Source organism: Corynebacterium liangguodongii (genome assembly GCF_003070865.1).
GTDB classification, from domain to species: domain Bacteria; phylum Actinomycetota; class Actinomycetes; order Mycobacteriales; family Mycobacteriaceae; genus Corynebacterium; species Corynebacterium liangguodongii.
Genome location: NZ_CP026948.1, coordinates 1,332,809 through 1,353,479, shown reverse-complemented (window position 1 = coordinate 1,353,479; position 20,671 = coordinate 1,332,809). Strand labels below are relative to the sequence as shown.

Sequence of the window (20,671 nt, the reverse complement as noted above, 5' to 3'; positions counted from 1 at the left end):
CCTGATACGCAGGGACTGGCTAGACTAAGGACTCAATGACACAAACGACACACGCTGATAGCACCGAGATGACTCACGACGAGCTGCTCGCCAGAGCGTTTCGGCATAACGCGCCGCAACCTCAGCCGAAGGCGGCCGAGGAACCCACCACCGGCGCCCTCGACTTGGAGGAACGCAACTCGTTTCGCCGGGTCAACCTGGCCACGGAGCTCCACTCCGAGGACCAGGCGGAAGGCTTCGAGGTTGAGTACCGCAAGCTGCGCCTCGAACAGGTCATCCTCGTCGGCGCGTGGACCGACGGGACGACCGCGGAGATGGAGGCCAACATGGCCGAGCTCGCCGCCCTCGCGGAGACCGCCGGGGCGGACGTGATCGACGTGCTCTACCAAAAGCGCGACAAGCCGGACCCGGGCACCTACATCGGCTCCGGAAAGGTCAAGGAGCTGCGCGAGATTGTGATGGCCTCCGGGGCCGACACCGTCGTCTTCGACGGCGAGCTCTCCCCGGGCCAGATGGTCGCGCTCGAGGAGGCGCTCAAGGTCAAGGTGATCGACCGGACCATGCTCATCCTCGACATCTTCGCCCAGCACGCGAAGAGCAAGGAGGGCAAGGCGCAGGTCAGCCTCGCGCAGATGGAATACCTCTACACCCGCACCCGTGGCTGGGGCGGTAACCTCTCGCGCCAGGCGGGCGGCCGGGCCGGCTCGAACGGCGGCGTGGGCCTGCGCGGCCCCGGTGAGACCCGCATCGAGGCGGACCGGCGCCGGCTGCGCACCGACATGGCGAAGCTGCGCCACGAGCTGCGCGCGATGAAGACGGCCCGCGAGGTCAAGCGAGCGCAGCGCCAGCGCTCCACGATCCCGAAGATCGCGATCGCCGGCTACACCAACGCCGGTAAGTCCTCGCTCATCAACGCGATGACGAACGCCGGCGTGCTCGTCGAGGACGCCTTGTTTGCCACACTCGACCCCTCCACCCGCAAGGCCCAGCTTGCGGACGGCCGCAACGTCGTGCTTACGGACACCGTCGGTTTCGTGCGCCACCTGCCCACCCAGCTCGTCGAGGCGTTCAAGTCGACACTGGAGGAGGTCACCGGCGCCGACCTGCTGCTCCACGTCGTCGACGGCTCGGACGCCTTCCCGCTCAAGCAGATCGAGGCCGTGAACCAGGTGCTCGCCGACGTCACGCGGGAGACAGGGGAGAGCGTTCCTCCGGAGATCGTCGTGGTGAACAAGATCGACCAGGCCGACCCCCTCGTGCTCGCCGAGCTGCGCCACGCCTTCGACGCGACCGGCTACGACGTCGTGTTCGTCTCCGCGCTCACCGGCGAGGGCATCTCCGAGCTCGAGAGCAAGATCGAGATGCACCTCAACAGCGTCGAGGCGCACGTGCAGATGCTCGTTCCCTTCACCCGCGGCGACGTGGTCAGCCGCGTCCACGAGGAGGGCACGGTGCGCAGCGAGTCTTACGAGGAAAACGGCACGCTTATCGACGTCCGATTGCCCCACGTCGTCGCAGAGCAATTCGCCGAATTCGTCGTGAGCTAGAGCCTGGCCGCCGCGGCACGGTCGACGATGACGTCGACCTTGTCGTGCCTTTGGATGATCGATCCCGGCCACTGCTCGCTCACCTCGCCGCGCACGATCGCCTCCACGGCCTCCGCCTTCGCCTCACCTGTGGCTAGGACGAGCAGGTGGCGTGCCCGCATGATCGTGCCCAGGCCCTGCGTGAGCGCCCGGCGCGGCACATCCTCCTCGCGCTCGAAGAAGCGGGCGTTGTCCGCCACCGTCCGGGGGTGCAAGTCCTGGACGTGGGTGAGGGAGTCGAACGAGTTGCCGGGCTCGTTAAACGCGATGTGACCGTTGGCGCCGACCCCGAGGATTTGGATGTCGACACCGCCTTCGGAGACGAGGAGCTCCTCGTAGTCGCGGCAGGCGGCCTCCGGGTCGGGGTGGGTGCCGTCGGGGGAGCGGACCGCGGAGTCGTCGATATCAATGTGCGAGGTGAACTCGCGGCGGATCGTGGCGTAGTAGGACTGCTCGTGCTCGCGTGGGAGGCCAATGTATTCGTCGAGAAGAAATGCCCGGCACTCGGCAAAGCTCAAGCCCTCCTCGCGATGCCGGCGGATGAGCTCGCGGTAGGTCGGCGTAGGGGTGGACCCGGTGGCCAGGCCAAGCGTGGCACCGTCGCGGACGTAGCCCTCCAGGATGTCGGCGGCGGTGGTGGCCACCTCCTCCGCGTTGGGGCGGATAACTATTTCCATGTTGTCCTTTCGGCTGTAGATCAGGTATCAGCACTGAAGACGGAGAGCTCGGCGCAGCCGGGGATTACGGCTCCGGCCGCGAGTTGTTGTCGTGCCCCACCAGGTAGCCTATGGTCCCGACAGTAGTAGCCCCGAGCTCGCTGTGTTCAGCGCGGCTGAGTGCCGACGGCGAGACCGAGGCGGGGCGGGTGTGAGAACCGATGCACACCCGCGCGTCCTTCTCGAGTTCGGCGATTGTCAGGCGTGGGACGTCTGCCTCGATCCTATCGATGGCACTGCGCAGCGGGGGTACAAGGGTCTCAGTGGGAAAGCACACCACGGGTCTCGGGAAGCGTCTCTTCTCAACGCTCGGGGGTGCCTGGCGGGGAATGGGGTGTCGTGGCGGTCCCAGCTCGAGATTTCTGAGCCTTCCATGCGGTAGAGGCGATGAGGAGCAGGAAGAGAACCAAAACGATTATTCGGGAAAACGTTGATGGGAAGAACACCGAGACGACGACACAAAAGATGATGGTGGGAATTCCGTAACGCCAGCTGTCTCTGTGCCTTTTCACGACCGCGAGGTAAGCCGTTCCGCCTATTCCGGCGAGGAGCGGGATCAATCCTAGGGCCAGTTGATCGCCCGGCGTCGTATTCCCTGGCTCGAAATGCGTTGACAAGAGAGTGCACCCCGAGAGGATGAGGATGTGGAAAACGGCTTGAATTAAAGTGGTGCGTTGACTCATGAAATCTCCCATTAGCAGTAGTCCGAGTAAACAGAAGGGTAGTCTGCCTGAACTCCTATTTTCAGGCCACGTCCAGTGGCGACGGCTGTGACTGCGCGGCCGCCCATCTCAATCAGGCTCGGTGCGCTGATGGCTGCGAGTACCAAGCCGATCGCTGAGCCCACGGGTCCTCCGAACGCGGTTGCTGCGGCTTCTAGGGCTGCTGCCAAAGCAACCGGCCCTACATCAGCCGCGGCTACGATGGCTGCCCCGGCACCAACGCGAAGATCTTCACGAGCGAAGCACACAGATGAGCCGTCGCGATAAGCGTACTCAACGAAAGCGGTCGAACTACCTGAACTCACGGGCGCACCCGACGTGGAACTGCTCAGGTTTACGGGCTTCCCGAGCACCGATTCATGCAGTCTTTCGAGGTCTCTGCTGCTAAATCCATATTAGCCCCCGAACGAGCGCACGCCATCGCGTTGCCACTTGGTGGGTACTTTCGTCGCCACCCGTATGGGGGGGGGTCGGTGATTGTGCGGCACCCTTGCGTAGGGTCTGCTGGAGACTCAAAAATGTCGGCGTTTTTTGGACCCCGTACGCCATCTAATATGTGTGACCATGACCAATACTTTCGGATGGGCCCTCCACGGGGACGGCCGCCGCGTGAGGCCGGGAGCCGTCGTCGCGCCGGAGGAGCGGCTGAGCTGGCCGCGCACGATCGGCATCGGCATGCAGCACGTTGTCGCCATGTTCGGGGCGACGCTGCTCGTGCCCACGCTCACCGGATTCCCGGTGAACACGACGCTGCTGTTCTCCGGGCTGGGCACCATGATCTTCCTCGCGCTGACCCGCAACCGGCTGCCCAGCTACCTCGGTTCGTCTTTTGCTTTCATCGCGCCGCTTGCGGCGTCGCAAAGCAGCGGCGTGGGCGCGCAGCTCGGCGGGGTCGTGGCCACGGGGCTTGCGCTCGTCGCGGTCGGCGCGCTCGTCTCAATGGCGGGCAAGACGCTTATCGACGCCACAATGCCACCCGTCGTCACCGGGGCCATCGTCGCGCTCATCGGGCTCAACCTCGCGCCGACCGCGGTGGCCAACTTCCAGGCCCAGCCGTGGATCGGGGCGGTTACCCTCGCGACGATCCTCGTGGTGACGGTGGCCACGCGCGGGATGGCCTCGCGCCTGTCCATCCTCATCGGCGTCGTTGTCGGGTGGGCCGCCGCCGCGCTGGGCGGCGGCGTGCCCGCTGAGGCGCGTGCGGCGATCTCCTCCGCCGACTGGGTCGGGTGGCCCACCTTCCATACCCCCGAGTTCCGGCTCGAAGCGGTCCTGGTAACCCTGCCGGTCATTGTGGTGCTCATCGCCGAAAACGTCGGCCACGTCAAAGCCGTGAGCGAGATGACCGGGCGAAACCTCGACGACGTCCAGGGCCGGGCGCTCATCGGCGACGGCATCGCCACCGCTCTGGCCGGCAGCTTCGGCGGCTCCGCGACGACGACGTACGCGGAAAACATCGGGGTGATGGCGGCGACAAAGGTCTATTCCACCGCCGCCTACTGGGTCGCGGCCACCTTCGCCATCGTGCTGGCCTTCAACCCGAAGTTCGGCGCTGTGGTGTTGAGCATCCCTCTCGGCGTGCTCGGCGGGGCCTGCCTCGTCCTCTACGGAATGATCGGCATGCTGGGGGTGCGCATCTGGCAGGACAACCGGGTGGACTTTAACAACCCGGTCAACCTGCTTACCGCCGCGGTGGGCCTCATCGTTGGCATCGGCAACCTCACGCTCACCGTCGGCGGGGTAGAGCTCGGGGGCATTGCCCTCGGCTCGGTCGGCGTGATCCTCGCCTACCCGGCGATGCGCTGGGCCTACCGCACGATCGGGGAGGGCCAGTACTCCCGCTAGCTACTCGCCGTCGAGGTTTTTCTCGATCAGCCCGGCGATTTCCGCGACCGCCTCGGCGTTATCGGAGGTGACGGTGACCTCGTCGCCGAACTCCGCGCCCATCGCCATAATCATCAGGGAGGAGGCTGCGTCGGTTTCGTCGTCATCGCCGCCGGCGAGGGTGAGGATGATCTCCTCGTCGTACTCGCCGGCCGCATCCGCGATCACCGTCGCGGGGCGCGCGTGCAGGCCCACGGTGGAGCCGACCTTGACTGTCTTGGAAGCCATCTCGAATTACCTTTCGTCTGCAGTATTGCTCCATACCAGTCTACGCACCAGTCTGCGCTACGCGTGCGTGAGGACGCCACCGCGCGGCCACGATCCCACCACCCGCAACCGCCACCCCGGCGGCCACCGCGGCGGCGAACGCGAGGGGGGAGGCGAAGGTAAACCACACAAACGCCCCGCCGTGCGGCGCGCCCGTCTGTGCACCGCACGCCACCGACACGGCCCCGGCGACCGCGCCGCCGAGCACCACGGCCGGGCCCGGGCCGAAGGGGCGCGCTGCCTCGGTGATGAAGGCGAGGCCGGAGAGCCAGGCCGTTGTGGCGGCGGCGCGTTCGGCGGGGGAGAACAACCGTGGTGCCACCGCCGCGGCGGCGCTGTAGGCGAGCGGTGGGGTCATGCCCGCGGCCATTACCGCCGCGGCGAGGCAAGCACTCGCGGGGCCCTGGTCGACGAGGCCCGCGACGGCTAAGAAGTAGGCCGCCTTGTTCACGGGCCCGCCGAGGTCGTAGCACATCGCGGCGCCGCACGCAGCCGCGAGCAGCACCCCCGCGCCCACGGCGACGCCCGGCGGCACGTGCCACTCCTGCGCGGCCCCGAGCGCGCCGGTCGCAGCCCACGTGAGAGCGCCGACGGCCAGCGCCCCGAGCGCCGGGGTGAGGACGAGAGTAAAAAACGGGGCCAGCGGGGCGAGCGCGCGGGGCGGGCGCAGGGCCCTCAACCACCCGGCGCACGCGCCGGCGGCCACCCCAGAGAGCACCGCCGCCACGGGGCTTGCCCCGCCCGCAGCCAGCACGCCGCCGATGAGACCGGGGGCAACGGCAGCGCGCCCGCCGAGAGCCCAGGCGATGGAACCGGAAAGCGCGGGGGCGAGGCCCATGTGCGCGGCGGCGCCTAAGGCCACGAGCCCCCAGGCGCCCGTGACATCGCCGAGGGCCGTGAGCGCGGCAGCCGTCACGGCCAGGGGCACCGCGACGCTTAGCGACGTCATCGCCGCGCCCCACACCCTCCCCGCGAGGCCCGGGCCGGGGGAGGGTTCGCGGGCGGGATTGCGGGCGGGGGCGGACAACGCGGCGTCGATAAGCGTGCCCGGCGAATCGATCGCCTCGCGCGTCGAGCACTCGACGAGCGGCTTTCCCGCGAAGCGCTCGGCACCGAGCACGGCGACATCAGCGGCGAGGATCACGGCATCCGCCTGGGCAATGAACCCGGGATCGAGGGCATCCGTGCCCGATGCGCCCTGCGTCTCCACCCGCAACACCACCCCTTCGCGCTCGCGCGCGGCGGCCTCCAAGGCCTCCGCCGCAAGGTAGGTGTGCGCCACCCCCGTCGGGCACGCCGTCACCGCCGCGATGGTTGCGGCGGGGGACCGCGGCGCGCCCGCACCGCCGAGGGCGCGGGAGATCTCATCTGCGGCGTCTTGCGGTGATTCCGCGGCGCGCAGCCGTTCGGCCAGCCCGCCCCGAGCGAGCGCCCGCGCCAGGGACGAGAGAACCTTGAGGTGGGCGCGCTGCTCGGATGAGGGAACGGCGAGGAAGAACACAAGGTCCGCGTCCCCATCGGGGCCGGAGAAATCGACCGGGCGCGAAAGCCTGGCACAAGCGACGGCGGGGCGCAGCACGCCGTCGGTGCGGGCGTGCGGGATGGCGATGCGCCCGGCAACCCCCGTGCCCGATGCGCCCTCGCGGCGCAGAGCCGCCGCGCAGAGCTCTCCGGCATCGGCTACCGCGCCCTCGTCGGCCAACATGCCGGTCAACGCAGAAATTACCGCCCCCGGGCTATCGCCCAGGTCGACGTCGAGGGCAACGCAGCGAGCGGAGATCATGCCAGGGCCACGACCTCAGTGCGTGCCAAGTCAATATCCCCCGGCGCGGGGATGCCGGTGCCGGGGATCGCCGTCGCCGCAGAGCCGTAGGCGACGCTGCGGCGCACGCACTCGGCGGGCGGCGCGCCGCCCACCCGGGCCATGACGTAGCCGGCCAGCGCGCTATCGCCGGCCCCGACCGTGGATACCTCCGCCACCGGCGGCGGGGAGGCGGCCCACGCTCCCTCGGCGGTGACCAGGCAGGCGCCGGCCGCACCCAGGGTCACCAACACCTCCTTGACCCCGGAGTCAGTGAGCTCCCGCGCGGCGGAGACCACGCGGGAGAAATCGCCGCGGGCCGCCTGGGACTCAAGAAGCGCCCCGTCGGCCCCGGTGAGGTGCGCGAGCTCGAACGCGTTGGGCTTGAGCACATCCGGGGCCGCCTGCTCGAGGCGCGCGCCGAGCCGGAGCAGCGGGTCATCGGAGGTGTCGATGGCGATGAGCGCACCCGGGCAGGCCTTGCGCGCGGACATCGCGAGGGTGGCGTACCACTCCGGGGGCGCGCCAGGAGGCAAGGATCCGGCCATGACCACGGCGTCCGCGCGCGATTCGGCGACGGTGGCAATGAGCGTATCGGCGATGCGCTCGATGTCCTGGCCGCTGAGCAGCGGTCCTGTCTCATTAATCTTCGTCGTCGTCCCGTCCGCCTCCGTCAGCGTGGTGTTCGTGCGGATGGGGCCGGAGATGGGCACGGATTTCAAAGGGATACCGGAGTTGCGGCAGATGAGCGTGAAAGGGTCGGCGGGGCCGCACGGGGCGATGGCCAGGGTATCGCAGCGCGCCTTCGCGCACGCGTGGGAGACGTTGATGCCTTTGCCCCCGGGTTCGCGCTGCGCGCTCACCGTGCGGTTCACCCCACCGGTGGAGAGCACCTCGAGCCTCAACGTGGCGTCGATGCTGGGGTTGGGGGTAAAGGTGATGATCACAGTGCGGCTATCCTCCGGCTCGGTCCCAGCGAAACTCTCCCAATTATGGCCAGCGCGCCCGCAGCGGTCAACGCGGGACCCGGGGGCTATGAGCCGACGGTGACGACTTCGACGCCGCGCTCGGTCAGCTCGGAGACGATGCTCTCGGGCGCCCCGGAGTCGGTCACGACGACATCTATGTCGTCGAGGGAGGCGAAGCTCACCAAATAGTCGTTGCCGATTTTCGTCGAATCGCACAGCACAACCACCATGCGGGCGTTGGTGACCATGGCGGATTTAATCGCCGCCTCCTGCGCGTCCGCGGTGGACAGGCCGTGGTCGACGCTTAGCGCGTTGGTGCCGATGAACGCGACGTCCGCGCGCATGAGCGCGAGCGAGCGCAGCGCCATCGCTCCGACCACGGCTTGCGTGATCGCGCGGACAGATCCGCCGAGCAGGTGCACGTGGGGCAGGCCGGCCGTGGAGAGATCGAGCGCGATCGGCAGCGAGTTGGTCACAATTGGCCACGAGGCCGCCCGCGGGTCGGTGGCGAGCAGTTTCGCGAAGGCGCTAATCGACGTCCCCGCGTCGAGAAAGATCCCGCCCTCGGAGTGCTCCGGGACAAATCGCAGCGCCGCCTGGGCGATGGCAGACTTCGCCGTCGAGGCGGAGCGGGAGCGGGCATCGAGCGAGAACTCTGTGGTGAGGAACGATTGGCTCGCCACCGCGCCGCCGTGGACCCGGTGCACTACCCCCTGCCGGTGGAGCACGGCGAGGTCCCGCCTGACCGTCTCGGCCGTGACGTGGAACTTCTCCGCCAAGTCGGTGACGTTGACGCGGCCCTCAATCGCCGTTAGAGAGGCGATCTGGCGCCTGCGTTCTTCTGCGTACATGCGTCGCGCTCCTCGGGTGGTGAGCGGGTGGAATAAACCGGGCGGCCGCGGTGGCCGTTGACGACCATTGTCCCGGAAAGCCCGCGCCGCGGGATGCTGGCCGTGTCCAACCCACCCCCACGGGGGTGGTGCCCGCGCGCAAGTATGCCCTAGAGCGTGCGGAAAACGGAAACAACCCGGCCCATAATCTCCGCGTTCTCCCCCTTGATTGGGGTAAACGCGTCGTTGTGGGGGAGCAGCCAGACACCGGTCGAATCCCGGTGGAACTCCTTGACCGTCGCCTCGCCGTCGAGCAGGGCGGCGACGAAATCCCCTTCCTCCGCGACGGGCTGAGAGTGCACGACGACCCAGTCCCCGTCGAGGATACCGGCGTCCCTCATCGACTCGCCTATGACGCGCAGCATGTAGAGCTCGCCGTCACCCACCAGTTCCTCGGGCAACGGGTAGTAGCTTTCGACGTTTTCCTCCGCGAGGATGGGCGAGCCCGCCGCTATCTGCCCGACGACGGGAATGTAGCGCGCCTGGGAGGCGTCCTCGGGTGCCTGCGGGGCCTTTGGGGCGGGCTCGCGAGTAGACCTCGGCTCAGGCAGGTGGCGCAGGTCAACCGCCCGGGGCTTGTTCGGATCGCGCCGCAAGAAGCCCTTCTTTTCCAGCTCCTTGAGCTGGTAGGCGACGGACGAGGTGGACTGCAGGCCGGCGGCGTCGCCGATCTCGCGGATGCTCGGCGGGTACCCGCGCAGGACTACCGCATCCTGGATGACCTCCAGGATGCGGCGTTGGCGGTCGGACAGGACGCTGAGGTCGAGGGTGGTGTCGTCTTTCTTGCGGGCCACGGGTGCTCCTTCGGTGCGGGTGGGGTCGGTCGTGGCTACCAAGGTACCAGATGTGGCAAGTGTGTTCGACTTTTTGCGGCGTGGGGTAGACATCGTCGCTCAGGGGTGATATAAATCGAACTGAAGTGCGGAATCGAACACGTGAGCGCATGGTTCGTTCGAACGTGTCCGGGCCGTTCATAGAATGAAGCTACACAACGAAAGGACACCGCCATGACCATCCAGATTGAGCGCAACAACGCACCGCAGGCGGCCTACCGCGAGCACCTGGCTGAGGTGCTGCCCGCTGAGGTGTGGGACATCCCCGCGGCGCCGAGGTGCCCTCGCCGCCCGTCGGGTGTTCGAACGAGAGGAGTTCCGCATCGAAACTATGGGCGTGAAAAACGCTTCGAGCAAGCCTCGGGAGTAAGCGCTACTCCTGCGTTCGAAACTCGCCACGAAAACCGTGCCGGCATCCTCATGGGCGTGATCCTCGGTCTGGCGCTGATCGTGGGATCGGCCGCGGGCGGAGCCTTCGGCACCGACGCCTCGACACAGGGGGGCGGCGGCGTCGCGGAGGTCTCCATCGCCAGCGTCCGCTAGCTGGCAGCGAGGCTCCCCCGGGTAACATCGAGGCGGTTAGCACCCGCCACGAGGAGGCCGTCGAATCCCATGCACTGCCCGTTTTGCCACAACGACCATTCCCGCGTGCTCGACTCCCGTGTCATCGACGCTGGATCGGCCATCCGCCGCCGCCGCGAGTGCGCACAGTGCGGGGGCAGGTTTACGACGGTGGAGAAGGCCGTGCTCATGGTGGTCAAGCGCAACGGGGTGAGCGAACCTTTCGACCGGGACAAGCTCATCAACGGCGTGCGCCGGGCCTGCCAGGGCCGCGACGTCTCGGACGATGCCCTCAAACGCCTCGCGCAGCAGGTCGAGGAGACGGTGCGCAGCCACGGCAGCTCACAGGTCGACGCGAACGATGTCGGCCTCGCCGTGCTCGAGCCGCTGCGTGCCCTCGACGAGGTTGCATACCTGCGCTTCGCCTCCGTGTACAAGTCCTTCGAATCGGCCGACGACTTCGAGTCCGAGATCCGGCTCATGCGCCGCCGCGACCGGGAGGACTTCTAGCGTGCCCCCGTGCCCAGGGCGTCGATCATTTTCTCGATCCGCCTCTCGCTCACCGGCTTGGGCGTGCCCAATCTCTGCGCGAAGAGGCTCACGCGCAGCTCCTGGAGCTGCCAGTAGATGTCCTTGACCTCCCTCGACTTCCGCGCGGCCGCCGGCAGCGCGCGCAGCTTTGCTTCGAGGCGCTGCGTTAACGAGGCCACCGCGTCTTGGCGGTCGGCGTCCCGGTCCGGGTCGATGGCCATATCATCGAGCCGGATGCGCATCGCCTCGATGTAGCGCGGCAGGTGCGCGAGGCGGTCGGTGCCGTGGACCGTCACGGCGTGCTCCGGCAGGAAGAAGTCGAGCTGGGCGCGCATATCCTCAATCGCCGGGCCCTCCCACGCGTCGAGCTCCTGGGCGATAGCGCCGTACGCCACGAGCGCCGGCGCGAGGGCGACGACCTTCTGGCGCACCCCGGAGGCAACCTTGGGCTTTACGGCGGAGAGCAGCTCATCGAACTCCTCCGGGGTGCGCACCGGGCCGCCGTGGGAGAGCATGAGGTCGCGGATGGTGGCGGCCCGGGCGTCGTCAACAAGCCCCTGCGCACCGCCGTGCGGGTAGTTCTCCACCGCTACTTTCTGGCGCAGCGGTAGGCCCTTGGTCATCTGCCCGGGCGAGATCGGGATCTCCCGCAGCAGGAGCGTGAGCGTCGCGGTGAGCATCGAGGCGTCGGCGGCGGCCTTCGTGGCGTGCACCGCAACCTTCACGCCGTCGGGGGTGACCTCGAGGGCGGGGTAGGCCGCCACTGCGTTGCCCTCGATCGTGGTGGTGACGCTTTCGGGGACCGCGCCGAGGGTCTGCGCCGTCCACTTCCGCGCGACCGTCGTCTCGCTCGACCTGCTGGCCTTCGCCACCGAGGAGCGGATCTTGCCCGACTGTCGCTCCTTGAGCGCGTGGAGGTCCTTATCGTGGTCGATGACTTCGCCGCGCTTGTCAATCGCGGCGAAGGTAACCCTCAGGTGGGCGGGTAGCGCGGTGGGGCGAAAGTCCTGGGCATTGATGCCCGCCCCGCCGAGCGCGCGCAGGGCGTCTGCAAGCTGGTCCACGAGCCGGCCCTCGCCGGGGGAGAGCCTGCTCATGGCGAGGCCGGCGAAATCGGGCGCGGGGACGACGGAGCGTCGCAACGCTTTAGGCAGGGTGCGGATGAGCTCGGTGACAAGCTCGAGGCGCAGGCCCGGGACGAGCCAGTCGAATCCCTCGGCGGAAAAGCCCGCGAGCAGCGGCACGGGGATATCCACCCGCACCCCGTCGAAGGGATCGCCGGGTTCGAAGGTGTAGCGCAGGTCAAAGTCGATCGACCCCTGGCGCCAGGTGGAGGGGAAGTCTTCCGCGGAGGCGTCGACGGTGGCGTCGATAAGCGATGCGGGATCGAAGTCAAGGAAGTGCTGGTCCTCGCGCCTTTTCTTCTTCCACCAGGAATCGAAGTGCCGCGCGGTGGTTACTGTGGCCGGTAGCTTCGAGTCGTAGAAGTCAAAAAGCGTGTCCTCGTCGACGACGAGGCCGCGCCGGCGCACCTTCTCCTCGACCTCGGCCGCCTCCGCCAGCGCCTTGTCGTTGTGCTCGATGAAGGTGTGGTGGCGGTTCCAATCCCCGGCGATGAGCGCGTGGCGGATGAACATGGAGCGGGCCGCCTCCGCGTCGACGTGATGGTAGGGCACGAGCCTGTCGCGCACGATCGGCAGCCCATAGAGCAGCGAGGTTTGGTGCACCATCGCCGCCGAGCGCTTGCGCGACCACACGGGCTCGGAGTAGCTGTGCTTGAGCAGATCACGGGCTGCGGCCTCGACCCACTCGGGCTTGATCTTGGCCACGTCGCGCGCAAAGAGCCGCGAGGTCTCCACCAGCTCGCCAGCCATGACGAACTCCGGCGGGCGCTTCGCCAGCGTCGAGCCGGGGAAGATGACAAAGCGCGTGCCGCGGGTGCCCTGGAACTCCTTGGAATTGCCCTCGCGCGCACCGACGTTGGACAACAGCCCGGTGAGCAGCGATTTATGGATGGACTCGAGGTCGCGTTCCCCGGCGACGTCCTCCGCGCGCGAGTATCCGAGCTGCTTTTCGACGTCCCTCAGCTGGCGCACCAGGTCGTACCACTCGCGGATGCGCATGTAGTGCAGGAACTCCCGCTTCATCCGTTTGCGGAAGGAGTTGCCGGTAAGCTCGTCGCGCGATTGCCCGATGTAGTCCCACAGCTTGAGCGCGGAGGCGAAATCGGACTCCTTGTCTTTAAACCTCGCGTGCGCCTGATCGGCCTGGGCCTGCTGCTCGAGTGGGCGCTCGCGCACGTCCTGGATGGTCATCTGGGCGACGATGACCGTGACGTCTTCCAACACGCCGAGCCGGTTGGCCTCGACGAGCATGCGCGCCATCTTCGGATCGACCGGGATGCGGGCGATATCGCGGCCGATCGCGGTGAGGACAGGCGCGCCGCCGGCCTCGCGGTCCGTCGTTGCCCCGAGCTCGTGGAGCAACAGCAGCCCATCGCGGATCGATTTCTGATCCGGCGGCTCGATGAACGGGAACTCGGAGATATCGCCCAAGCGCAGGGAGATCATCTGCAAGATGACGCTGGCGAGGTTCGTGCGCAGGATCTCTGGATCAGTAAACTCCTGGCGGGCGTGGAAGTTCTCCTCGGAGTACAGGCGGATGGCGATGCCGTCTGCGACGCGGCCGGAGCGCCCGGAGCGCTGGTTCGCGGAGGCCTGCGAGATTTCCTCGATGGGCAGGCGCTGGACCTTCGTGCGCGTGGAATACCGGGAGATGCGGGCTAAGCCGGTATCGACAACGTAGTGGATGCCCGGCACAGTCAGGGAGGTCTCGGCGATGTTCGTCGAGAGCACGATGCGCCGCCCGGAGTGCGGGGAGAACACGCGGTGCTGCTCCGCGTTGGAGAGCCTGCCGAACAGGGGGGTGACCTCCACCCCGCGCCAGTGCTTCTTTTCGATGGCCTCCATGCAATCGCGGATGTCGCGCTCGGAGGCGAAGAAGCACAAGATGTCTCCCTCTCCCTCGCCCATGAGCTCCTCGCAGGCGCTCACGACGCCGTCGATCATGTCGGTGTCAACCTCTTTGCCCCCGACGACCTCGACGAGCGGGCGGTAGCGCACCTCCACGGGGTACGTGCGCCCCGAGACCTCGATGATCGGGGCGGGGTTGCCTTCCGCGTCGGCGAAGTGGGCGGCGAAGCGCTGCGGGTCAATCGTCGCCGAGGTGATCACGACCTTCAGGTCCGGGCGCTTGGGCAGGAGCTGCTTGAGGTAGCCCAGCAGGAAATCGATGTTGAGGGAGCGCTCGTGGGCCTCGTCGATGACGATTGTGTCGTAGGCGTTGAGGTAGCGGTCCCGCTGCATCTCGGCGAGCAGGATGCCGTCCGTCATGAGCTTGACTGCGCTCGTGGGGCTGACTGTGTCGTCGAAACGAATGGCGTAGCCCACGCTCTCGCCCACGGATTGCCCGAGCTCGTCGGCGATGCGCTCGGCCACCGTGCGCGCGGCGAGTCGACGCGGCTGGGTGTGCCCGATGAGCCCGCGGCGGCCGCGGCCGAGCTCGAGGAGCATTTTCGGGATCTGGGTGGTCTTGCCCGATCCCGTCTCGCCGGCGACGATAACGACCTGGTGGGCGGCGATCAGTTCCGTGATGTCGGAGCGCCGCGCGGAGACGGGGAGCTGCACGGGGTAGGTGATCTCCGGGATCGCCTTCTCGCGCGCGGCGACGACCGCGGCGGAGGCATCGATGTCTGCGGCAATGGCGGCAAACGCCTGCGGGGCGCGCGCCTTATCAAGGCGGCGCTTGAAGCGGCGCTCCTCGGCGATCTCGACGGAGCCGAGGCGCCGGTAGAGCTCGGCGCGCTGTTCGGCGGCTGCATTGTGGGAATCGTTCATATCTGGGGAACGATTCTAGCCCCCGATGAGCTGCTTGCCCCGCTCGATCACCCGGGAGTGCGCCAGCGAGATCAGCTCGCCGAGCGCGCGATACTCCACGGAGCGTGACGACGACGGCCGGGAGATCAACCCGATAGTCCTCACCGCCCCCACCGATTCATCAAACGTGGCCACGCTCAGCCCCGGGCGGATGCACTCGCTGGCAACCGCGGATTCCGGCAGCACGGTTGCGGTGAGGCCCTCGGCGACGAGGTGCATGATCGTGGCCAGCGAAGAGGCGCGCACCGAAAACGCCGCGCTCGTCGGCGTGTGGGCGTGTTCCACCCGGCAGGGGTGGGCGAGCTCGGCGTCGAGCTCGCCGAGCTCGTCGGCGGTGAGGTTCTTCCTCCCGGCCAGCGGGTGCGATGCCGGGGTGACGGCCACGAGGCGCTCGGTGAAGAGCTGCTGCTCGTCGAACCCGGCCTGGCTCGTCGGCAGCGCGACGACCGCCACATCGATCGCGCCGTCGCGCAGCCTATCCAACAGCGCCGCCGTACGATCCTCGACGACCTGGGGCTTGAGGTCCGGAAAGTGGTCGCAGGAGAGCTTGAGAAACTCCGGGAGGATATACGGCGTGAGCGTCGGGATGACGCCGATGTTGAGTGCGCCGGAGAGGACGCCGAGCGCGCCGCGGGAGCGCGCAGCGAACGCGTCGGCGGCATCCAAGGTGGCCTTGGCCAGCGGGAGCAGCTCCTGGCCCACGGGGGTGACAATCACCTTGCGGGTCGAGCGCTCGATAAGCTGAATCCCCAGCCCGCTCTCCAGGGTGACGAGGGCCTGGGAGAGTGAGGGCTGCGAGATGTTGAGCTTGTGCGCGGCAGTGCCGAAGTGCTTGTGCTCCGCGATAGTGACAAAGGTTCGCAGCTGTGCAAGTGTTGGCCGATATTCTCTATTGCCCATACCTATGAGTGTACTTGACCCTCTTGGACGAGCGTAGGCCGCCCCGCCTATAGTTATGCCTTGATGACCTCGAGGCGGCTGAGCCGAACCTCGCCGGTGGCGTCCGAGGCGTCGAGGTCGACGACCCCGTGTAGTTGAAAAGCATTATCGCCTGCGGGGTCGCGGATGACCTGGACGACGCTCCACTCGCGGCCCTGCTCGCCGGAGAGGCGGAAATACTCCGGGCCGCGCGCATCGGCGTCGATAAGCACGTCGTCGTACTCATCGAAATAGCCGTCCAGCTCCTCGGGCCACACGGGCCTCGACTCGGGATCGAGGTAGCCTACGGCCTCGTCGAGCTGCTCCTCTTTCTCGAAGGCGAAGAGCTCGACGAGCCGGAAGAAGAAATTGCGCACCATCACCTTAAACGCCCGGCGATTCGCGGTCAGCGCCGTCGGGTCTTCAACCCCGAAGGCCAGCTCGCGCTCAAGCGTCTCAGGAGAAATCGGGGTGTCCTCGTCGGCCATGTGCGCCCACTCGTCGATGAGAGAGGAATCCACCTGGCGGACGAGCTCGCCGAGCCAGGTGATGATATCGCCGAGCTCGTCTGTGAGGTAGGAATCGGGCACCGAATGCGTCAGCGTCCGCCACGCGTCGGTGAGGTAGCGCAAGACCACGCCCTCCGAGCGCGCCAAGCCGTAGGTGGCAACGAGGTCAGAAAACGTCATCGCGTGCTCCACCATGTCGCGCACCACGGACTTCGGCGAGAGCTCGAACTCCTTAGCCCAGGGATGGGACTCGCGGAAGGTCTCGAACGCCGCCTCGAGCTCCTCGCCCAGCGGCTGCGGGTAGGTGACGTCCTCGAGCAGGGCCATCCGCTCGACGTAGTCGACCCCGTCGGCCTTCAGCGCCGCGAGCTCCTCTCTCCGCGCCGCCGACTCCTGCGCCTTGAGCAGCTGCCGCGGATCATCCAGGATCGCCTCGAAAGTCGAGATGACGTCGAGCGAATACGTCGGCGAATCCGGATCCAGCACGGAGAGGAAGGCCAGGGCGAAAGGGGAGAGGGGCTGGTTGAGCGCGAAGTCGCGATCGAGCTCAACGGTGAGAGTGTACGGGCGCATCGCCGGGGAATCCGGGGTCCGCTCGACCACACCGGCCTCGACAAGCCCGCGAAAGAGCTCCACCGCCGTGAGGATGTCCTGGTTCTGCTTCGCCCGCGTGTCGTGGTTCGTGCGCAGCAGGCGCTTTAAGTGCCCGTAGCCGTCGCCGGGGCGGGCCACGACGTTGAGCAGCATCGAATTCGAGACCTTAAACTGGCTCGTCAACTCCTCCGGCTCCGCCGTGGTGAGGCGCTCGAACGTCTTCTCCGACCACGACACCTCGCCGTCGCGCGGGGCCTTCTTGCGGATCTTCTTCAGCTTCTTCGGGTCATCCCCGGCCTTGCGCCGCAGCTTGACGTTCTCGATCTCGTGCTCGGGTGCCTCAACGACCACGGTGCCCTTGGTATCGAAGCCGGCGCGGCCGGCCCGACCCGCGATCTGGTGGAACTCGCGGGACTTCAAGATCCGCTGGCGGGTGCCGTCGTACTTGGCCAGCCCCGTCAGCAGCACCGTGCGGATGGGAACGTTGATACCCACCCCGAGAGTATCGGTGCCGCAGATCACCTTGAGCAGCCCGGTCTGGGACAATCGCTCGACCAGCCTGCGGTACTTCGGCAGCATGCCCGCGTGGTGCACGCCGATGCCCCGCCGCAGGAGCTTCGAGAGGGTCTTACCAAAGGTCGTGGTGAAGCGGAAATCTCCGATCTCCTCGGCGATGCGCTCTTTCTCCTCGGCGCTTACGAAGTTCATGCTGGTCAGCGCCTGCGCGCGTTCCGTGGCTTCGCGCTGGGAGAAGTGGACGACGTAAATGGGGGCGAGGCCGTCGTCAAGGAGCTGCTCGATCGTCTCGTGGACCGGGGTGAAGACGTAGTGGAAGTCGAGCGGGACCGGGCGTTGCGAGCCGCCGACGTAGGTGGTGGTGCGGCCGGTGCGCTCGGTGAGGTCGGTCTCCAGCCACTGCGTCTCACCCAGGGTGGCGGACATCAAGAGGAACTGGGCGCGCGGCAGCTCAAGCAGCGGCACCTGCCACGCCCAGCCGCGACCGGGCTCCGAGTAGTAATGGAACTCGTCCATCACCACCTGGTCGATGGAGGCGTTCTTTCCCTCGCGCAGCGCGATATTAGCCACGATCTCCGCGGTGGCGGCGATGATCGGCGCGTGGGCGTTGACGGTGGCGTCCCCCGTCATCATGCCAACGTTTTCCGGGCCGAAGATCTCACACAGGGCGAAGAACTTCTCGCTCACCAGCGCCTTGATCGGCGCGGTGTAGAACGAGCGCTGCCCGCGCGCCATGGCGATGAAGTGCGCGGCGTTGGCCACCATCGACTTACCCGACCCGGTCGGCGTGGCCAAGATGACGTTATCGCCGGCCAAAAGAGCCAAGGAGGCTTCCTCCTGCGCCGGGTAGAGGGAGATGCCGCGCTCGGCCGTCCACGCGAGGAAGGTCTCCCACACCGCTTCTTCGAAAAGCGATTCGGGGACATCGGTGAGGTCGGGGAGCTTATCGGCAAGTGTCACGCGTTCCACCGTAGCCGACCCGGGCGACTACAAGTGATCCCCGCGCCCCTTGTCACCCTCCGCGCCGTCGCCGCCGTCGGTTCCCGAACCCTCCTGCGCGTTGGATTCCGGGTCGTTGGACTCCGGGTAGGTGTAGAAGTGGTCCGCGAGGCGCGTAGTGGTCTCTCCGCGGGAGGGTAGGGCGCGCTCGCCGAAGGAGTCGCTGTCGCGGTCGTCGATGGCGGAGAGGAAGTTCTCGAACGCCTCGCTGATCTCCTCGCCGCTGGGCATCTGGGCCTCGCCCGGCATCATCGCCTCGGGGTGGCGGTCGCGGTACTCCTCCATCTCCGTGTCGTAGTGCTGCTCGAGGGCGTTGACAACCTGCATAATCTCCGAGGACGACTCCGTCTGCTCCGCGAGCTGCCGCGCCACCCGTTCCATGTCGGCCTCGAGCGCGCGCAGCGGGAACTGGAGGTGCGAGGCGTCGGAGACGGATTGGAGCAGCTGGAAGGTCGCCCCGGGGTAGGGGGAGGCCGCGATGTAGTGCGGGACGTGGGCGGTATAGCCCGCCACCTTGCGCCCGCGCTTGTGCAGCTCGCGCTCGATCATGATCGAGGCAGAGCCGGGGGCGGTGACCATCCCGTCGATGGTAAACATCGTGCCCACCAGGTCGCGGTCGTTGCCGTGGGCGGAGACGACGAGCGGGCGCGTGTGCGGCGCGCCCATCGGGGCGGCGTAGAGGCAGATGGTCTTGTCCACGTCGAAGCGCTCGACCAAGTCGGCCACCGCCGCGCTAAAGGCCTCCCAACGCAGGTCCGGCTCCGGGCCGGAGAGCAGGAGGAACGACTCGCCGCGGTTATCGCGCAGCACCCTCATGTCTAATTGGAGGTCCTCGACGTGGGTGAGTTCGTGGTGGGAGAGGGTAATCATGGGCCGGCGCGAGCGGTAATCGATCAGCTCGTCGTTGCTAAAGGTTGCCACCGTGCGCGACTCTAACGCGGCCTTGAGGTGGTCGGCCGCGCCCTCCACGGCGTGCCCGGCATCAGCATAGCCCTGCAGCGCGACAATAAGGGTGGGACCGGTCGCATCCCCTCCGACCTTGGGGGCGGGGTATTCGAGCTCGTACATGTGAGGATCCTTCTCCGGCATGTCTTCTCCTTTTGCGTTCGTTGGTACCGTTTTTCCTACGATTGCCACTGTGAGGTGCAACGACACCCGGCGTCCCATCATTCCCACGTTGAACCCCCTATTGTGCCCGACGCGCGCGGCAATTGCTAGAGGGCCGCGCCGCGGCTGTGGATAGCCCTGGGTTATCCACAGCTGGGGCCGTCGCCGCCGAGGCGAGGGGGATCCCAGCTGCGGGTTCGCCAAGTCTAACGAGGTATGACCCTGTCGCAACAACCACTCACCGGACCCTCAGACATCATCGCCGCGCTGCCCGGCATCTTCGGCTTCTACCCTCAGGAATCCACCGTCATCGTCGGCCTTCTCTCCGATGGCTTCACCTTCGCCAACGGCAAGACCTCGGCCGTGCTCGGCCCCGTCATGCGGGCTGATATCGCCCACACCCACCACATGCTTCCCGCTCTTCTTCACACGCCCGGCGGCCAGTGCGAGGCCTACTACGCCGTCATCGTGACCCGGATCCCCGACTCCGAGCTCGTCTCGCGCACGACGGAACTGCTCAGCTCGCTTCGCTCCCCGCAGGGCGGCCCGCTTATCGACGCCTGCTGGCACGTCTCCGAAATCGCCCACGGCACCCCCTACACCCTCGTCTTCGGGCCAAACGAGGAGCAGCGACAAGCGAGCGGGCTCGGCAAGGATTGGGCGGGAGGAACGGTCTCGAGCGTCGCGTCCTCTCCCGCCATGGAGCAGCTGCTCTCCAACGGGGGGCTGCCGGAGCTGGGCCGCGAGGAGGCGTTCGCCTTCTTCGATCCCTTCGACCCCGAACCAGAGGGCCACCCAGACTACGACCCACCCGCGGCACGTGCTCTCGGCAACCAGCTTGCCGCGGCCTACCGAGACGGCGAGTTCGGGGTGTGGGAGGACTTCGCCGAGCGCTGCGCCATCATCCACGAGGCGATGGCGCGCCCCGTGATCACCGAGTGTGAGGCGGACGCCTCCGTCTTCGCCTGCCCCGGCGACGGGGTGGAGCTCGCCGCGATGCTCTCGCGGCGCTGCGGCCGCGACGCGCTGATCGTTGACGCGCTCGCCTCGCCACTGAGCGCGGCGACGGCGCTGGCCTGGGTGGCCAAGGCCTACAGTGGAGAGATCCGGGCGAACGCGCTGTCTTTGTGGGCGATCATCGCCACCGAGCGCAAGCTGAGCTCCTGGGCGATCATCGCGCTGACCTGCGCCCAGCTAGAGGAGCCAGGGCATAGCCTCTCGGAGATGCTGTTGACCATGCTCCACAACGGCATGCACGACGAGCTGGTGGAAACCGCCGCGGCGGGGTGCGCAATGACGTGGGAGGCGATCGATCCCGCCACGGCGACCTAGCG

The 20,671-nt window shown here is 67.4% G+C and carries 15 protein-coding genes; 5 read left to right on the top strand and 10 right to left on the bottom strand.

Features of this window, described 5'->3' with window-relative positions:
• Positions 1-35 precede the first annotated feature (35 nt).
• Positions 36-1,547: a GTPase HflX gene (gene hflX, locus C3E79_RS06515; protein WP_108404181.1), complete on the top strand. Its 1,512-nt coding sequence runs from the start codon at positions 36-38 to the stop codon at positions 1,545-1,547.
• Here the strand turns inward: hflX and nagB are convergent.
• A complete protein-coding gene (gene nagB, locus C3E79_RS06510; protein WP_108404180.1) occupies positions 1,544-2,263 on the bottom strand; it encodes a glucosamine-6-phosphate deaminase in 720 nt (239 codons plus the stop codon). The two genes, hflX and nagB, sit on opposite strands and share 4 nt — an antisense overlap.
• A 1,325-nt stretch (positions 2,264-3,588) precedes the next feature.
• Between nagB and C3E79_RS06500 the strand changes: the two genes are divergently transcribed.
• Positions 3,589-4,869, top strand: coding sequence for a uracil-xanthine permease family protein (locus tag C3E79_RS06500; RefSeq protein ID WP_108404178.1), 1,281 nt, complete (start codon positions 3,589-3,591; stop codon positions 4,867-4,869).
• On the opposite strand, the gene C3E79_RS06495 is transcribed toward C3E79_RS06500, so the two are convergent.
• From C3E79_RS06495 to lexA, 5 genes are all read right to left on the bottom strand, one after another.
• Positions 4,870-5,136: an HPr family phosphocarrier protein gene (locus C3E79_RS06495; RefSeq protein ID WP_108404177.1), complete on the bottom strand. Its 267-nt coding sequence runs from the start codon at positions 5,134-5,136 to the stop codon at positions 4,870-4,872. It lies immediately after the preceding gene.
• A 40-nt stretch (positions 5,137-5,176) separates the two neighbouring features.
• Positions 5,177-6,958 (bottom strand): fructose PTS transporter subunit IIB, encoded by a 1,782-nt coding sequence (locus C3E79_RS06490; protein ID WP_108404176.1) that lies wholly within the window; start codon positions 6,956-6,958, stop codon positions 5,177-5,179.
• Complete coding sequence (locus C3E79_RS06485) at positions 6,955-7,923, bottom strand: 1-phosphofructokinase family hexose kinase (protein ID WP_108404175.1); 969 nt, start codon at positions 7,921-7,923, stop codon at positions 6,955-6,957. The genes C3E79_RS06490 and C3E79_RS06485 overlap by 4 nt, the downstream gene beginning before the upstream one ends.
• 86 nt (positions 7,924-8,009) lie before the next feature.
• Positions 8,010-8,795, bottom strand: a complete 786-nt coding sequence (locus tag C3E79_RS06480) for a DeoR/GlpR family DNA-binding transcription regulator (RefSeq protein WP_108404174.1) — start codon at positions 8,793-8,795, stop codon at positions 8,010-8,012.
• A gap of 149 nt (positions 8,796-8,944) precedes the next feature.
• On the bottom strand, positions 8,945-9,628 hold the full coding sequence (gene lexA / locus C3E79_RS06475) for a transcriptional repressor LexA (RefSeq protein ID WP_235840573.1): 684 nt from the start codon (positions 9,626-9,628) through the stop codon (positions 8,945-8,947).
• 213 nt (positions 9,629-9,841) lie between these two features.
• Between lexA and C3E79_RS06470 the strand changes: the two genes are divergently transcribed.
• Both C3E79_RS06470 and nrdR read left to right on the top strand, forming a co-directional pair.
• Positions 9,842-10,210: a hypothetical protein gene (locus C3E79_RS06470; protein ID WP_108404172.1), complete on the top strand. Its 369-nt coding sequence runs from the start codon at positions 9,842-9,844 to the stop codon at positions 10,208-10,210.
• Between the two features lie 69 nt (positions 10,211-10,279).
• Complete coding sequence (nrdR, locus tag C3E79_RS06465) at positions 10,280-10,738, top strand: transcriptional regulator NrdR (RefSeq protein ID WP_108404171.1); 459 nt, start codon at positions 10,280-10,282, stop codon at positions 10,736-10,738.
• On the opposite strand, the gene hrpA is transcribed toward nrdR, so the two are convergent.
• Genes hrpA through C3E79_RS06445 form a run of 4 tightly spaced genes read right to left on the bottom strand, consistent with a single transcriptional unit; the run spans position 10,735 to position 19,319 of the window.
• The gene (hrpA, locus tag C3E79_RS06460; protein WP_108404170.1) at positions 10,735-14,655 is read right to left on the bottom strand and encodes an ATP-dependent RNA helicase HrpA; all 3,921 of its coding nucleotides are present in this window, start codon (positions 14,653-14,655) and stop codon (positions 10,735-10,737) included. The genes nrdR and hrpA overlap by 4 nt on opposite strands.
• Before the next feature lie 15 nt (positions 14,656-14,670).
• Positions 14,671-15,594 (bottom strand): LysR family transcriptional regulator, encoded by a 924-nt coding sequence (locus tag C3E79_RS06455; RefSeq protein WP_108404169.1) that lies wholly within the window; start codon positions 15,592-15,594, stop codon positions 14,671-14,673.
• 53 nt (positions 15,595-15,647) lie between these two features.
• Positions 15,648-18,191 carry a DEAD/DEAH box helicase gene (locus C3E79_RS06450; RefSeq protein ID WP_179948261.1) on the bottom strand — a complete coding sequence of 848 codons (2,544 nt, stop codon included), beginning with the start codon at positions 18,189-18,191 and terminating at the stop codon, positions 15,648-15,650.
• 27 nt (positions 18,192-18,218) lie between these two features.
• Positions 18,219-19,319 carry a PAC2 family protein gene (locus C3E79_RS06445; protein WP_108404167.1) on the bottom strand — a complete coding sequence of 367 codons (1,101 nt, stop codon included), beginning with the start codon at positions 19,317-19,319 and terminating at the stop codon, positions 18,219-18,221.
• 234 nt (positions 19,320-19,553) lie between these two features.
• On the opposite strand from C3E79_RS06445, the gene C3E79_RS06440 reads away from it, so the two are divergent.
• Positions 19,554-20,669 carry a DUF4192 domain-containing protein gene (locus tag C3E79_RS06440; protein ID WP_108404166.1) on the top strand — a complete coding sequence of 372 codons (1,116 nt, stop codon included), beginning with the start codon at positions 19,554-19,556 and terminating at the stop codon, positions 20,667-20,669.
• Positions 20,670-20,671 lie beyond the last annotated feature (2 nt).